This is a genomic window from Micromonospora salmantinae, assembly GCF_022230905.1.
GTDB lineage: Bacteria > Actinomycetota > Actinomycetes > Mycobacteriales > Micromonosporaceae > Micromonospora > Micromonospora salmantinae.
The window spans coordinates 36609-50480 of the sequence record NZ_JAKKFG010000011.1 but is presented as its reverse complement, the minus strand read 5'-3'; the positions used below and the strand labels follow the sequence as shown (position 1 = coordinate 50480).

At 70.3% G+C, this 13872-nt stretch carries 15 protein-coding genes; 4 read left to right on the top strand and 11 right to left on the bottom strand.

Annotation, left to right across the window (positions count from 1 at the left end):
* Positions 1-16: 16 nt before the first annotated feature.
* The 7 genes from prcA to PSH03_RS09030 all read right to left on the bottom strand — a co-directional run bounded on the left by prcA (position 17) and on the right by PSH03_RS09030 (position 6245).
* Positions 17-856 (bottom strand): proteasome subunit alpha, encoded by an 840-nt coding sequence (gene prcA / locus PSH03_RS09060; protein WP_210781715.1) that lies wholly within the window; start codon positions 854-856, stop codon positions 17-19.
* Positions 857-914: 58 nt separating this feature from the next.
* On the bottom strand, positions 915-1754 hold the full coding sequence (prcB, locus tag PSH03_RS09055; protein ID WP_210781714.1) for a proteasome subunit beta: 840 nt from the start codon (positions 1752-1754) through the stop codon (positions 915-917).
* Positions 1673-2374 carry an endonuclease VII domain-containing protein gene (locus PSH03_RS09050; RefSeq protein WP_238688841.1) on the bottom strand — a complete coding sequence of 234 codons (702 nt, stop codon included), beginning with the start codon at positions 2372-2374 and terminating at the stop codon, positions 1673-1675. The genes prcB and PSH03_RS09050 overlap by 82 nt, the downstream gene beginning before the upstream one ends.
* A 7-nt stretch (positions 2375-2381) precedes the next feature.
* A complete protein-coding gene (locus PSH03_RS09045; RefSeq protein WP_088948111.1) occupies positions 2382-2597 on the bottom strand; it encodes a ubiquitin-like protein Pup in 216 nt (71 codons plus the stop codon).
* Between the two features lie 130 nt (positions 2598-2727).
* On the bottom strand, positions 2728-2895 hold the full coding sequence (locus PSH03_RS09040) for a hypothetical protein (RefSeq protein WP_238688840.1): 168 nt from the start codon (positions 2893-2895) through the stop codon (positions 2728-2730).
* A gap of 226 nt (positions 2896-3121) precedes the next feature.
* The gene (gene dop, locus PSH03_RS09035; RefSeq protein WP_357518515.1) at positions 3122-4639 is read right to left on the bottom strand and encodes a depupylase/deamidase Dop; all 1518 of its coding nucleotides are present in this window, start codon (positions 4637-4639) and stop codon (positions 3122-3124) included.
* 37 nt (positions 4640-4676) lie between these two features.
* Positions 4677-6245, bottom strand: a complete 1569-nt coding sequence (locus tag PSH03_RS09030; protein WP_238688839.1) for a DUF2142 domain-containing protein — start codon at positions 6243-6245, stop codon at positions 4677-4679.
* Between PSH03_RS09030 and PSH03_RS32805 the strand changes: the two genes are divergently transcribed.
* Complete coding sequence (locus PSH03_RS32805; RefSeq protein ID WP_308194363.1) at positions 6135-6809, top strand: GtrA family protein; 675 nt, start codon at positions 6135-6137, stop codon at positions 6807-6809. The genes PSH03_RS09030 and PSH03_RS32805 overlap by 111 nt on opposite strands.
* 65 nt (positions 6810-6874) lie before the next feature.
* Here the strand turns inward: PSH03_RS32805 and arc are convergent, their stop codons facing one another.
* Positions 6875-8659, bottom strand: coding sequence for a proteasome ATPase (gene arc / locus PSH03_RS09020; protein WP_210781710.1), 1785 nt, complete (start codon positions 8657-8659; stop codon positions 6875-6877).
* A gap of 178 nt (positions 8660-8837) precedes the next feature.
* Here arc and PSH03_RS09015 point away from each other — a divergent pair, with 178 nt between their 5' ends.
* Entirely contained in the window at positions 8838-9131 is a 294-nt protein-coding gene (locus PSH03_RS09015; protein ID WP_091408893.1) for a ferredoxin, read from the top strand.
* A gap of 49 nt (positions 9132-9180) precedes the next feature.
* Here the strand turns inward: PSH03_RS09015 and PSH03_RS09010 are convergent, their stop codons facing one another.
* Genes PSH03_RS09010 through PSH03_RS09000 form a run of 3 tightly spaced genes read right to left on the bottom strand, consistent with a single transcriptional unit; the run spans position 9181 to position 11889 of the window.
* Entirely contained in the window at positions 9181-9753 is a 573-nt protein-coding gene (locus PSH03_RS09010) for a hypothetical protein (protein WP_091408625.1), read from the bottom strand.
* Between the two features lie 46 nt (positions 9754-9799).
* Positions 9800-10801, bottom strand: coding sequence for a tRNA (adenine-N1)-methyltransferase (locus PSH03_RS09005; RefSeq protein WP_372494722.1), 1002 nt, complete (start codon positions 10799-10801; stop codon positions 9800-9802).
* On the bottom strand, positions 10798-11889 hold the full coding sequence (locus PSH03_RS09000) for a site-2 protease family protein (protein ID WP_372494731.1): 1092 nt from the start codon (positions 11887-11889) through the stop codon (positions 10798-10800). The genes PSH03_RS09005 and PSH03_RS09000 overlap by 4 nt, the downstream gene beginning before the upstream one ends.
* Positions 11890-12029: 140 nt before the next feature.
* Here PSH03_RS09000 and PSH03_RS08995 point away from each other — a divergent pair, with 140 nt between their 5' ends.
* Together PSH03_RS08995 and PSH03_RS08990 are read left to right on the top strand one after the other, a co-directional pair.
* A complete protein-coding gene (locus PSH03_RS08995; protein WP_210781708.1) occupies positions 12030-12944 on the top strand; it encodes a RecB family exonuclease in 915 nt (304 codons plus the stop codon).
* A gap of 210 nt (positions 12945-13154) precedes the next feature.
* A complete protein-coding gene (locus PSH03_RS08990) occupies positions 13155-13841 on the top strand; it encodes a response regulator (RefSeq protein ID WP_210781707.1) in 687 nt (228 codons plus the stop codon).
* The last annotated feature ends 31 nt before the right edge of the window (positions 13842-13872 follow it).

Below are 13872 nucleotides of genomic sequence, written 5' to 3'. Positions count from 1 at the left end.
ACCAGCGGGCGAAACCCTAGCGCTCGCCGCCCTCCGCGGGCCGGTCCTCCAGGTCCGCGGAACCGGCCGAGCTCGTCGGCTTGTGCCCCTCCGTGGTCGGCACGACCGGCTCGGCGGGACCGCCCGCCGCATCCGCCGCCTGCCCCTCGGCCGCCGCATCCCCGTCCAACAGAGCCGTCAGCGCGGCACCGGTGATCCGCCGGAACGTCCGTCCGATCCGCTGACGGTCCAGGACCGCCACCTCGAGCTGGTTCGCGGCGATCGTCCGGGCGGCACCGCCCTCACCACCGACGGTGCTCAACGCCTGCACCGCCACCCTGACCGCCTCGGCCAGGGACATGTCCGCCCGATGCTGCGACTTCAACACGCCGGTGATCGCCTCGGCCTGACCACCCATGGCCATCCGTCCCGGCTCGTCGTTCACCGAACCGTCATAGGTCAGCCGGTACAGCTCGTCCGCCTCCGGGGTGGCACCGACCTCCGCCACGCAGATCTCCACCTCGAACGGCTTCGACTGCTCGGTGAAGATGGCACCCAGGGTCTGCGCGAACGCGTTGGCCAGGGCGCGACCAGTGACGTCACGCCGGTCGTAGCTGAGCCCGTTCAGGTCGGCCATCCGGACACCGGCGCGGCGTAGGTTCTCGAACTCGTTGTACCGGCCGACCGCGGCGAATCCGATCCGGTCGTAGATCTCGCTGACCTTGTGCAGGGCGCTGGAAAGGTTCTCCGCGACGAAGAGGACCCCGCCGGAGTAGCTGAGGACCACCGCGCTGCGACCCCGAGCGATGCCCTTGCGGGCCAACTCGGAGCGGTCGCGCATGATCTGTTCGGGAGAGGCGTAGAACTGCATGGCCACGTCGGCGGTTCTCCTTACGGCGCTGTGCTGACGACTGCTGACTGATGAGGTGCGGGTCTCAACCGCCCGGGTTCTCCATCCGGCCGGCAACCACACCCTCGGCGATCGCCGCCGTCTCGGTGTCGGTCAACCGGCGGGTGCCCTCGGCGGTCGCGGTCATCACCACGGGGTAGATCCGGCGGGTCAGATCCGGCCCACCGGTCGCGGTGTCGTCGTCGGCGGCGTCGTAGAGCGCCTCGACCGCCAGCCGCGTGGCGTCGTCCACCGACAACCCGGCCCGGAACCGCTTCTTCAACGCGGACTTCGCGAACAGCGACCCGGACCCGATCGCGTCGTAGCCGGTCTCCTCGTACGGGCCACCGGTCACGTCGAAGCTGAAGATCCGACCGGCGCGCGCCGGATCGGCGGCGGCCAGGTCGAACCCGGCGAAGAGCGGCACCACTGCCAACCCCTGCATGGCCGCCCCCAGATTGCCCCGGATCATCGAGGCCAACCGGTTGGCCTTACCGTCCAACGAGAGCATCGCGCCCTCGATCTTCTCGTAGTGCTCCAGCTCCACCTGGAACAGTCGCATCAACTCGATGCCGATACCGGCGGTGCCCGCGATACCGACCAGCGAGTACGCGTCGGCGGGGTGCACCTTCTCGATGTCGCGCTGAGCGATCAGGTTGCCCATGGTGGCCCGTCGGTCGCCCGCCATCACCACACCCTCGGCGGCCGCGATGGCCACGATGGTGGTCGCGTGCGGCGCCAGGTCGGCGGCCATGCCCGGCGGCAGCGGTCGCCGACCGGGCAACATCTCGGGGGCCACCCGACTCAGAAACGTCGTGAAGGAGGACGTCCCCGCGTTGGTGAACACATCTGGAAGACGCCCGGATGGATCAAAGCCCGCTGCCACGTGGTTCCTCTCAGGTACGTGATCGCCCTGGCCAGCCTCATGGGACTGTCACGGAACTGGCCAAGACCACCGTTGCAGTTGAAGCAGAGTATCCCGCGCACCCATCCGGTGCGATGATCGTGGTCCAGATGTTGCGGGTCGGTGCCGCCACAGATCGCGCAGACCCCGCCCTGCTCGGCCAGGAGCTCCTGAAACTCCTTCTCACCCACGCCGTACCGCCGCCGCAGGTGGTACTCGCGAGTTCCGCCATGCAGGCGAAGCTTGCTCTCCTTGCCCTTCGCGTTGTGGCAAGGCTTGCAGTATCGGCCGTAACCTCCACAGCCGGAGCGGTTCCGCGGAAAGTCATCGAGGGGCTTGGTGGCACCGCAGTCGGGGCATCGCCGGTGGCCCGCTGGCACCAGCGGCAGTTGACGCACGTCCCTACCCTGCTGCTCCTTCAGGCGCTTGGCGTAGCTCGCCTTCGACCGAATGTTGAAGCAGGGCTTGCAGTAGCTGCCGCGACCGTCCGGTCGTCTGCTGTTGGCGCAAAATTGATCAAGGGGCAGCCACTCGCCGCAGTCGCGGCAGCGGCGGTGGCCATCCCGATCATCCAGAGGACGAGGCATGTCCGTTTTAGGCATTTACGCCCTACTCGCCCCCTTTTTGCACATAGCCTCTCACGAATTCCTCTGCGTTTTCTTCCAGGACGGAGTCGATCTCGTCGAGGAGGTCGTCGACGTCCTCGGTGATCTCGGCGTGCCGCTCGGCCACCTCGGGGTTGGCCTCGGTGGTGACGTCCTCGATTTCCTCGCCCTGACGGGACTTGCCGGACTGCGACTGGCCGCCGCTGTCATGAGTGGCCATGGCTGTCTCCTCCACGATCGTCTGGGATGAAATCTACCCCGCGCAGACGACAGAAAGCCCTCACGTCCGCCGTGTTCGGGTCGGGGGCGTTCGTTTGCGCCGAAGCGGTCAGCCCCGAGGAGCCGACGCGTCAGCCGGGGCCGGGACCGGGACCGGCTCGGGCTCGGGCTGCCCCCTTTTCCCACGCCTCCGCCAGTGGTGCCCCGCGCCGCAGGCGGGGCGTCCAGTCCCTGAACCGCAACACCTGCTTCTCCACCAGCTGCCGGGACAGGAACGCCAGGACGACGGTGAAGACCATGACCACAGCGAAGTGGGCGAGCACCCCCGGGCCGAACAGGGACCCTCCAGGGTCTGCGGCAGGTCACGACGAGCGAGCACGGCGATGACGTCGCTGATGGGCAGCTTGTCACCGTAGAGGTCCGCCACAGCGCCCACCACGAACATGAAGCGGAACCGCAGGAACCAGATCACGGCTCGGGGACGGCCTGGCATGCCAGAGTGATTCCCGGTGGAGGCACCGGACCTCAGCCCCCGGTCAGTGTCTCCAACAGGTCCTTGGCGCTGGCGCAGCGGTCGAACAGCGCCCCGACGTGTGCACGGGTGCCCCGCTCCGGTTCCATCATCGGCACCCGGACCAACGACTCCCGACCCACATCGAAGATCACCGAGTCCCAGCTCGCGGCGACCACCTCGGAGGCGTACTGGGCGAGGCAGCGACCGCGGAAGTAGGCCCGGGTGTCCTCCGGCGGCTCGGTCATCGCGGTGCGCGTCTCGTCGTCGGTGAGCAGCGTCTTCATCGCCCCCCGGCTGACCAGCCGGTGGTAGAGGCCCTTCTCCGGCCGGACGTCGGAATATTGCAGGTCGACGAGTTGGAGCTTGTGCGAGCCCCAGCCGAGCTTCTCCCGCTCCCGGTAGCCCTCCAGCAGCCGCAACTTGGCCACCCAGTCCAGCTCGTCGGCGCAGAGCATCGGATCCCGGCCGAGCCGGTCCAGGACGCTCTCCCACCGGTCGAGCACGTCGATGGTCTGCTCGTCGGCGTCGGTGCCGTACCGGTCGTCGACAAAGGACCGGACCCGCTCCAGGTACGCCCACTGCAGGTCGAGGGCGGTGAGCCGACGGCCGTCGCGCAGTCGCATGCGGTGCGTCAGGGCGGGGTCGTGGCTGACGGCGCGCAGCTCGCTGACCGGGTCGGCGATGCCGAGGTCGGCGCCAAGGGCCTTCTCCTCGATCATGGTGAGGATCAGCGCGGTGGTGCCGACCTTGAGGTAGGTGGAGATCTCGGAGAGGTTGGCGTCGCCGATGATGACGTGCAGCCGGCGGTACTTGTCGGCGTCGGCGTGCGGCTCGTCCCGGGTGTTGATGATCGGCCGCTTGAGGGTGGTCTCGAGGCCAACCTCGACCTCGAAGAAGTCGGCGCGCTGGGAGATCTGGAAGCCGCTCTGGCCGCCGTCCTGGCCGATGCCGACCCGGCCGGCGCCGCAGACGATCTGCCGGGTGACGAAGAACGGCGTCAGGTACGCCACGATGTCGGCGAACGGCGTCTGCCGGCGCATCAGGTAGTTCTCGTGGGCGCCGTAGCTGGCGCCCTTGTTGTCGGTGTTGTTCTTGTAGAGGTGGATCGGCTGAGTGCCCGGGATGGTGGCGGCCCGGCGGGACGCCTCGGCCATCACCCTCTCCCCGGCCTTGTCCCAGCGCACGATGTCCCTGGGGGTGGTGACCTCGGGGGTGGAGTATTCGGGGTGAGCGTGGTCCACGTAGAGCCGTGCGCCGTTGGTGAGTATCACGTTGGCCAGGCCGAGGTCTTCGTCCGCGAGGGCCTCGGCGGGATCGTACGCGGCACCGGAGTAGGTGAAGCCCCGGGCGTCGCGCAGCGGCGACTCTTCCTCGTAGTCCCACCGGGCCCGGCCGCCCCGGTTGAGTTCCGGACGTGCCCCGTAGGCGTTGACCACCTGCGATGAGGTGACCATCGGGTTGGCTCCGGCCTGCCCGGGCACGGAGATGCCGTATTCGACCTCGGTGCCCATGATCCGTCTTACGCTCATCGACCTACCCGCTTCGCTCGCCCGACCCGGTCCCCCGTCAGGTCGAGCGTAGTCCGCCCTGAGCACCTGCACTCTGTAGGTGAGTGCCGGCGGGCCGGAACAGTTCGCTGGATTCGGTGTCGGAATACTCGGCGGGCGGCGTCGGGTCGTCGGTCGCGGCGGAGCGGGTGGTCCAGACGAGCCACCCGAACAGCACCAGGCCGACGCTGGCGCTCAGCAGCGGGATCACCGAGCCGACCACCGGGTGCCAATCGCCGGCGAGGGGGTTGAGGCTGCTCAGCCCGATGTTGGCGGGCAGGCCGTTCTGCCAGCGGACCATCGTGTACGCCAGGCAGAAGAGCTGGATCGGCAGGAGGAGCAGCACGGCGAGTCGGGTGAACGAGCGGGCCCGGGCGACCTCGAAGCCGCGTTGTTCGGCGATCCACGCGGCGTAGAGCAGGACGCCGACCAGCATGGGCAGCATGTAGCGGCCCTGGGTGACGAAGCCGCTCTCGTTGACCAGGGCGATCTGCATGAGGGAGGGGACGGCGACGCCGCCGCCGAGCAGCACGAGCAGGCGCCACCGGTCGAGCGTGCTGCCCCAGACGACCCCGATGAGCAGCAGCGCTCCGGCGACGAGCTGCCAGATCAGGTACGGCGGGGCGGGCATCCGGGTGTCCAGCCAGGAGGTGACCCCGACGATCTGGTCGAGGTATCCCCGCCACCGGTCGGCCTCGCGTAGGGCCGCCTGCCCGTAGGTGAGCCGGTCGGCGGAGTAGTTGCCGAGGTCGGAGGTCTGTTGGCGGACGGACCAGGCGAGCACGGCGAGGGTGGACAGGACGATGCCACCTGCCCAGAGCTGCGCGGCCCGGTCACGCAGCAGGCCGAGGAGGTTGCTGCGGCGCAGCGGGAAGGCGAACGCGAGGAAGGCGGTCGCCAGCCAGAGCGGGCCGGTCTGGCGTAGGACCGCGAGGAGCAACGCGCTGATCCCGACGAGGACGATGAGGCCGCGCCGTGGGCCGGGTGGGCCGAGTAGCAGGGGGATGACGGCGCTGAAGAAGGCGATGCCGGCGGCGATTTCCAGGCCGTTCGGGTTGACCGCGCTGGCCATGTGCACGGCCATCGGCGTGGTGACGACGAGCAGGGCACCCATCATGAGACCGCGGCGGGATCGGTTGCGGATCACGACGTACGCGCAGGCGAGCAGCGCGGCGCAGCACAGGGCGCTGATCATGCGGGCGAGCAGGACGCCGGACCAGCCGGGCCAGAGCACTGTGGGTGCGCCGACGAGGGCGTAGTAGGCGGGGAAGTAACGACCGGCCCCGGTGCCGGCGCGGGTCGGTGTGTCGTCGCTACCGGGGGGCTGGGCGCAGGCCGCCGAGACTTCCTTCTTGAACTGCCAGCACTGCTCGCGGACGAGCCCGCCGGGGACGGTCTGGAAGGCGCCGGTGCCCTTCTTCGCCTCGGCGGGCGGGGGCGCGATCTGCCCGGCGGCGACGCCGGCCGCTCGGACGATGTGCTCTCGCTCGTCCGGGGTGCCGTCGTAGGGGGCGGCCATCGACCAGGCGAAGATGATCAGGAAGAATGCGGCGAAGGCGAGGGCCCAGTGCCGTCGGCCTGTGCTCATGGTGGCCGCCGGGCTTCCGCCGGTGGCCGGCGGCGTCACTCTTCCGGGATCAGGCACGTCAACCTCGCGGCTCGCGCGGGCAGGCCCCGCTGGGTGGATGGACAGACGATAGACTCCCTCGTCGTCCTCACCGCTCCGGGTCCCCCCTTGGAGAACTCTTTGCTGTCACCTGTTGCCGATTCCGTCCGCCACCTGTCCCGACACAGTGCTGTGCGGTTCTTGGTCGTCGGGGGTCTGAGCGTTGCCGTGGACACGGGGTCACTCTTCGTGTACCACGGAGTTCTCCGGATTGTCCTGCCGGTTGCGGCCGGCATGTCGTTCCTGACCTCGTTCTGGGTCAACTTCGGACTGAACCGGGCCTGGTCGTTCGGCTCGTCCGCGCAGATGGTGCCGCAGGTGGGGCGCTACTTCGCGCTGGTCCTCGCGAACCTGACCGCCAACGTGGTGCTGGTGTCCGCGTTGACCTGGGCGGGCACGCCGTACCTGCTGGCGAAGCTGCTGGTGACGGCGTCGCTGTCGGCGGCGAACTACGTGGTGTCGAAGCGGTGGATCTTCGCTGCCTGACCGACGCCCTGACATACCCGCAGCGAGGGTGCCCACCGGAATGGTGGGCACCCTCGCTGTTGGGGTCAGAGGTACTGGCCGGTGTTGCTGGCGGTCTCGATGGACCGGCCGGCCTCGGCGCCCTTGCCGCCGGAGACGAGCGTGCGGATGTAGACGATCCGCTCACCCTTCTTGCCGGAGATGCGCGCCCAGTCGTCGGGGTTTGTGGTGTTGGGGAGATCTTCGTTCTCGCGGAACTCGTCGACGCAGGCGTCGAGCAGGTGCTGCAGGCGCAGCCCCTTGCGACCCGAGGTGAGGAACTCCTTGATGGCCATCTTCTTGCTCCGGTCGACGATGTTCTGGATCATCGCGCCGGAGTTGAAGTCCTTGAAGTAGAGGACTTCCTTGTCACCGTTGGCGTAGGTGACCTCGAGGAATCGGTTCTCCTCGGTTTCCGAGTACATCCGCAGCACCACGGCGTCGATCATCGCCGCGACGGTGGCCTGGGGGTCGCTGCCGTGTTCGGCCAGGTCGTCCGGGTGCAGGGGCAGCCCGGAGAGGATGTACTTGGAGAAGATGTCCTTGGCCGCCTCGGCGTCCGGTCGCTCGATCTTGATCTTCACGTCGAGGCGACCGGGGCGCAGGATCGCCGGGTCGATCATGTCTTCCCGGTTGGAGGCGCCGATGACGATGACGTTCTCCAGCCCCTCCACGCCGTCGATCTCGCTGAGCAGCTGCGGGACGATGGTGTTCTCCACGTCGGAGGAGACACCGGAGCCGCGGGTCCGGAAGATCGAGTCCATCTCGTCGAAGAACACGATCACCGGCGTGCCCTCGCCGGCCTTCTCCCGGGCGCGCTGGAAGATCAGCCGGATGTGCCGCTCGGTCTCACCGACGTACTTGTTGAGCAGCTCCGGGCCCTTGATGTTGAGGAAGAAGCTGGTGTGCTTCTCCTTGCCCTGCCGCTCGGCGATCTTCTTGGCCAGCGAGTTGGCCACCGCCTTGGCGATGAGCGTCTTGCCACAGCCGGGCGGGCCGTAGAGCAGGATGCCCTTGGGCGGGCGGAGCTGGTGCTCACGGAACAGGTCCGCGTGCAGGAACGGCAACTCCACCGCGTCGCGGATCTGCTCGATCTGCGACTGGAGGCCACCGATGTCGCCGTAGTCGACGTCGGGCACCTCCTCCAGGACCAGCTCCTCGACCTCGCTCTTCGGGATCCGCTCGTACGCGTACGCCGAGCGGGGCTCGATCATGAGCGAGTCGCCGGCCCGGATCGCCGAGCCGATGAGCGTCTCGGCGAGATGCACGATGCGCTCCTCGTCGGAGTGGGAGACCACCAGCGCCCGGTCGCCCGGCCCGCCGTTCGGCCCCTCCAGGATCTCCTTGAGCATCACCACTTCGCCAACCCGCTCGTAACCGAACGCGTCGACGATGTTGAGCGCGTCGTTGAGCAGGACCTCCTGGCCGCGCCGCAGGTCACCCACGTCGAGCGAGGGCGAGACCGCGACCCGCAGTTTGCGGCCACCGGTGAAGACGTCCACCGTGCCGTCCTCGTGCTTGGCCAGGAAGACTCCGTAACCGCTCGGCGGTTGCGCGAGCCGGTCGATCTCCTCCTTGAGCGTCACGATCTGCGTGCGAGCTTCCTTGAGGGTGCTCACCAGCCGGTCGTTGTTCTCGGTCAGCCGCGCCAACTGTGCCTGGGTGGCCGCCAGCCGCTCTTCGAGCTGCCGGACGTGTCGGGGGCTTTCGGTCAACTTGCGCCGCACCAGGGCGAGTTCCTCTTGCAGGAACGCGACCTGCGTGGAGAGATCGTGGGCTTCCTTCTCCCACCGTGCGGCGCGCGAGTCCGCGTCGTCGCTACGTGCTGCCACGTCCCACCTCCCCGGGGGGCTTGAACGTTCTGCCCTAACACTAGCCGCTATGAGGCCGATTCGGTCCCACGCAACACCCTCGTCACCGAACCTTGATCGCCAAGGGTGGCCTGACGGGCCGTTACCGGCGTTCGGGTACCGTCGGAGCGTGGCACGGGAGAACATGGGGGGTGCACAGGTGGCCGAGGTCGCGACCGACGAACTGCAGGTCTGGGTCGACCAGGACCTCTGCACGGGCGACGGGCTCTGCGTGCAGTACGCGCCGGAGGTGTTCGAGTTCGACATCGACGGTCTGGCCTACGTCAAGGGCGTCGACGGTGAGCTGCGGATGGCACCGGGCAGCCGGGTCGACGTCCCCGCGCACCTGCGACTCGAGGTGATCGACTCCGCGAAGGAGTGCCCGGGCGACTGCATCCACGTGGTGCGCGGCGACGGCGTCGAGGTCGCCGGCCCGGACGCCGAGGAAGACTGACCCACGGCCCGGGCCGCGACGGCCCGGCCGGGCCAGTTCGGGGTACGCCTCAGAGCATCGGACGGCCGACCACCGAGGCGACCAACCGCGCGAACTCCTCCAACCGGGCGATCTGCCCGGCCCCGCCGTCGTCGAGGGTCTTGCCGAAGCGCAACGCGTCGTGCCGAGGGGTGCCGGCCATCTCCTCGCTCGGCGGCGCCTCGTCCAACGACGTGAGCAGCAGGTAGACGTCGATGCTGTCGACCCGGATCTCGCCGCTCTCGGCACGGTTGAGCCGCCGCCGGCAGCCCACCTCGGTGACAGTGGAGACCGGCACCACCCGCAGCGACGACGTCATCGAGCCCGGCGGGCCCTCCTCCGGCGGTACGTCCTCGCCGTGCCAGAGGATGAGCCGGCTGCCGTCGCAGACCACTACCTCCTGCCACACCCCGTTGACCTCGTTGACGAAGCGTTCCAGGGTGAAGCCGAGCACCGACGCGCCGCGCAGCACGCCGCCGAGCGCCTCCAGGGCGACGTCCGGGTCGCGCAGGTAGGCCCGCGCCGCCGACTCCAGATCCTGGTAGGGCGACCAGTCGGGAAAGACCGCGGGGAGGTCCCCACCGCCGTAGCCCGGTCGGCTCATGCCAGCGTCTCCCCCTGCTCGGCGCTGCCGACACCCAGCTCGATGGTCACGGCCTGTCCATCTCCCCCGCACCGTTGGGTTGCGCGCCCGCGGCCTGCGCGGCGGCGGCCTGTCGGGCCGCCTCCGCCTCGCGCAGGTCCTGGCGGCGCTGGGCGTACGCCTCGGTGCCCTTGCTGGGCTTGCGCCGGCGCGGCGGCGCGGTGACCCCCGGGGCCAGCTTGCGCGCGGACACCAGGAAGGCGGTGTGCGCGATCATCCGGTGGTCCGGACGGACGGCGAGGCCCTCGGCGTGCCAGTCGCGCACCAGGGACTCCCAGGCCCGTGGCTCGGTCCAGCCGCCGCGCTCGCGCAGCGCCTCCACCAGCTCGGAGAGCTGCGGTGTGGTGGCGACGTAGCCGATGAACACTCCACCGGGCACCAGCGCCCGCTCGACCATGTCGAGGGTCTCCCAGGGGGTCAGCATGTCCAGGATGATCCGGTCGAAGCCGGTCTCCCGGCACTGCGCGACGTCGCCGACGTGCAGGTTCCACGAGGGGTGCGGCCCGTTGAAGAACGCCTCGACGTTGCGCTTGGCGATCTGGGCGAAGTCGTCGCGCAGTTCGAACGAGTGCAGCTCGCCCTCGGTGCCGACGGCGCGCAGCAGGGAGCAGCTCAACGCGCCGGAGCCGGCGCCGGCCTCGAGGACCTTCGCGCCGGGGAAGATGTCGCCCATCGCCACGATCTGCGCCGAGTCCTTGGGGTAGATCACCTGGGCGCCGCGCGGCATGGACAGCACGTAGTCCGACAGGAGCGGCCGCAGGGCCAGGAACGCGGTGCCGCCACCGGCGGTGGTCACCACGCTGCCGTCGGGAAGCCCGATCAGCGCGTCGTGCGCCAGGATGCCGCGGTGGGTGTGGAACTCCTTGCCGGGCTCCAGCGTCACTGTGTGCATCCGCCCCTTGGGGTCGGTCAGCTGGACCCGGTCGCCGGGCCGGAACGGCCCACGGTGCACGGGGGTCAGCGCCCGGTTGGCGGGGTCGGCGGCGACGGTGGAGGGAGTTGCGGTCACGGTGTCATCTTCCGGTTGGGTTCGAGGAGCTGTGCCAGGTCCGCGATGTGCAGAATGCCGACGACATCTTCGCCTGACGTCACCACGTACTGTGCGCCCGGGTAGGTCTGTACGGCCTCCATCACCCGCTCGCCGTCCCACCCGACCGACAACGTGGGAAGGGTGCCCAGCGACCGGGCGACGGCGTCCACCGCCAGCCACGGTCGGCGCTCGGCCGGCACCGCGTCGGCGGCGGCCGGGTCGACCAGCGCCACCGGTCGACCCGTGGAGTCGGTGACCAGCAGCGCGGCGCCGGGCTGCCCGCTCTCGGCGCGCCGGCGCTGGGCCTCGGCCAGTGGCGTACCGGTGGCCACCGGCCAGACCGGACGGGCCAGCCGGGCGAGGTCGATCAGCGGGAACCGGCGGCTGACCCGGGCGGCCCGGATCGACTGGCCGGCGCCACGCCAGAGGGTGACGGCGACCAGCAGCATCAGCGGCAGCGCCAGCGGCGCCAGCCGCCGCTCGACGGTGAGAAGCAGGACCAGGGCCGCGGTGCCGACGGCGACGACCCGGCCGGCCCACCCGGCGACCTCGGTGCCGAGGTGCCGGTCGCGGGTCAGCCCCCACACTGCGGCGCGCAGCGCCCGGCCGCCGTCGAGCGGCAGCCCGGGCAGGCTGTTGAACAGCGCCACGATGACGTTGCTGACCGCGAGCTGGAAGGCGAGCTGGTGGGCCACGGTCCCCTCGGGCAGAGCGAGCGTGGCGGCGACCGCCAGGACGCCGAGCACCGCGGAGACCGCCGGGCCGGCCAGCGAGACCAGCAGGTCGACGCGGGGCGACGGGGCGTCCCGGTCCATCTCGGTGTAACCGCCGAGCAGCTCCAGGGTGATCCCGCGCACACCGATGCCGTACCGCCGGGCGGTGAGGGCGTGGCCCAGCTCGTGCAGCAGCACCGAGCCGAGCAGCGACACGACGAACCCGAAGCCGATCAGGTAGCCGCTGAGCTGCGGCAGGTCCAGTTGTCGGCGGGCGAACTCGCCGTACAGCACCGCGATGAGCACCGCGAGCAGGACCATGGAGCCGTTGAGGTACAGCGGCACCCCGAACACCTTGCCGACGTTCAGGCCGAGACGTCGGTCCGGTCGGCGCGGCGGCCTGGTTGTCTGCTCCATCGCCACGATGCTACGGACCGTCGCTGTGTGGGGCGGGCGGCGGTCGGTGTCACACCGGTGCCCTAACCTTTGCCGACATGACGGCGGAATCGGTCACCACCTCCCAGCCCTCCCCCGCGGCGCAGGCGCCGCCGACGGTGCGGGCCTCGCTGTCGCCGTCACGGGCGGCGGATTTCAAGACCTGCCCGCTGCTCTACCGGTTCCGCAGCATCGACCGGCTGCCCGAGCGCACCACCATCGAGCAGGCCCGGGGCACGTTGGTGCACGCGGTGCTGGAGCGCCTGTTCGACCTGCCGGCCACCGGCCGCACACCGGAGGCAGCCGGCGACCTGGTGGCCCCCCAGTGGGACCGGCTGGTCACCGAGCAGCCGGAGCTGGCCGGGATCTTCGACGGCGCGGAGCCGGCCGGCCCGGTGGAGTTCCTCCGCTCCGCCGCCGGGCTGCTGCAGGGTTACTTCGCGGTGGAGGATCCGACCCGGCTGGAGCCGGCCGAACGCGAGAGCCTGATCTCCGCGGTCGTCGACGAGGAGTTGCTGATCCGGGGCTACCTCGACCGGCTCGACGTCGCTCCGGACGGCGCGCTGCGGGTGGTCGACTACAAGACCGGGGGCGCTCCGCGGGAGGCGTTCGAGGCGCGGGCGCTGTTCCAGCTGAAGTTCTACGCCCTGGTGCTGTGGCGCACCCGGGGCGTGGTGCCCCGGGTGCTGCGGCTGCTCTATCTACGCGACGCCGAGGTGTTGGACTACACCCCTGACGCCGACGAGCTGGTCCGCTTCGAGCGCACCGTGGTGGCGCTGTGGCGGGCCATCGAGCAGGCCACCGCCCGGCAGGATTTCCGCCCCCGGCCGAGCCGGCTCTGCGACTGGTGCAGCCACCAGGCGCTCTGTCCCAGCTTCGGCGGCACCCCGCCGCCGTTCCCGGTCGCCGCCGTGAGCGCCGACCCCCTGCGCGACTCCCGGTCCACCCCGGTGGCGCCGGGCGCCGACGAGTGACGGCCTCCTGACCGACGCGTACGCCCGGGCGCGGCGATTCAGGCCGCCGGGACCGCCTGCCGCACGCCGACGCCGGAGACCCGACCGCAACGGTGCCGACGCGGTCGGGACAGGGCGACCGGCCGGCCTCTACGGTGATCCGCGACGCACCTGCTCCGGTACGCGAGGATGACCGGTGCGCGCCACGTTGTCGGCGGGACGGGAGACGAGATGATCCATCAGGCGCCCTCGGCGCGGCCGGTGCGGATCCTGCTCGCCGACGACCAGCCGCTGCTGCGGACCGGGTTCCGGATGGTGCTGGGCGCCGAGCGCGACCTGGACGTGGTGGCGGAGGCCGGTGACGGCGTGGAGGCGGTGGAGCTGTCCCGCCGGCTGCTGCCCGACGTCGTACTGATGGACATCCGGATGCCCCGGATGGACGGGGTGGCGGCGACCCGGGCCATCGTCGACGCCCGGCTGCCGGTACGGGTGCTGGTGCTCACCACCTTCGACCTGGACGAGTACGTGGTGGGCGCGTTGCGGGCCGGCGCCAGCGGGTTCCTGGCCAAGGACGTGCCGGCCGAGGATCTGATCGCGGCGATCCGCACTGTCGCCGGCGGGGACGCGGTGGTGACACCTCGGATCCTGCGGCGACTGCTGGACCGCTTCGCCGAACTGCTGCCCGATCCGGCGGCGACGCCGTCGGCGGCGCTCGACGCGCTCACCGACCGGGAGCGCGAGGTGCTCGTGCAGGTCGCCCGGGGGCTGTCCAACGCCGAGATCGCGACGGTCCTGTCAGTGAGCGAAACCACCATCAAGACGCACGTCGGGCATGTGCTGACCAAGCTGCGGCTGCGCGACCGGGTGCAGGCGGTGGTGCTGGCGTACGAGTCGGGGCTGGTCCGCCCCCGGGCGTAGTTCCGCCGGCCCGGGTACCTCACCCGGCGTA

What these genes read in the sequence shown, in the direction of transcription:
- PSH03_RS09050 (WP_238688841.1), bottom strand. Translation starts at nt 2,374, where the DNA reads ATGCCTAAAACGGACATGCCTCGTCCTCTGGATGATCGGGATGGCCAC.
- PSH03_RS09045 (WP_088948111.1), bottom strand. Translation starts at nt 2,597, where the DNA reads ATGGCCACTCATGACAGCGGCGGCCAGTCGCAGTCCGGCAAGTCCCGT.
- PSH03_RS09040 (WP_238688840.1), bottom strand. Translation starts at nt 2,895, where the DNA reads ATGGTCTTCACCGTCGTCCTGGCGTTCCTGTCCCGGCAGCTGGTGGAG.
- dop (WP_357518515.1), bottom strand. Translation starts at nt 4,639, where the DNA reads ATGAGCGTAAGACGGATCATGGGCACCGAGGTCGAATACGGCATCTCC.
- PSH03_RS09030 (WP_238688839.1), bottom strand. Translation starts at nt 6,245, where the DNA reads ATGAGCACAGGCCGACGGCACTGGGCCCTCGCCTTCGCCGCATTCTTC.
- PSH03_RS09010 (WP_091408625.1), bottom strand. Translation starts at nt 9,753, where the DNA reads ATGAGCCGACCGGGCTACGGCGGTGGGGACCTCCCCGCGGTCTTTCCC.
- PSH03_RS08995 (WP_210781708.1), top strand. Translation starts at nt 12,030, where the DNA reads ATGACGGCGGAATCGGTCACCACCTCCCAGCCCTCCCCCGCGGCGCAG.
- PSH03_RS08990 (WP_210781707.1), top strand. Translation starts at nt 13,155, where the DNA reads ATGATCCATCAGGCGCCCTCGGCGCGGCCGGTGCGGATCCTGCTCGCC.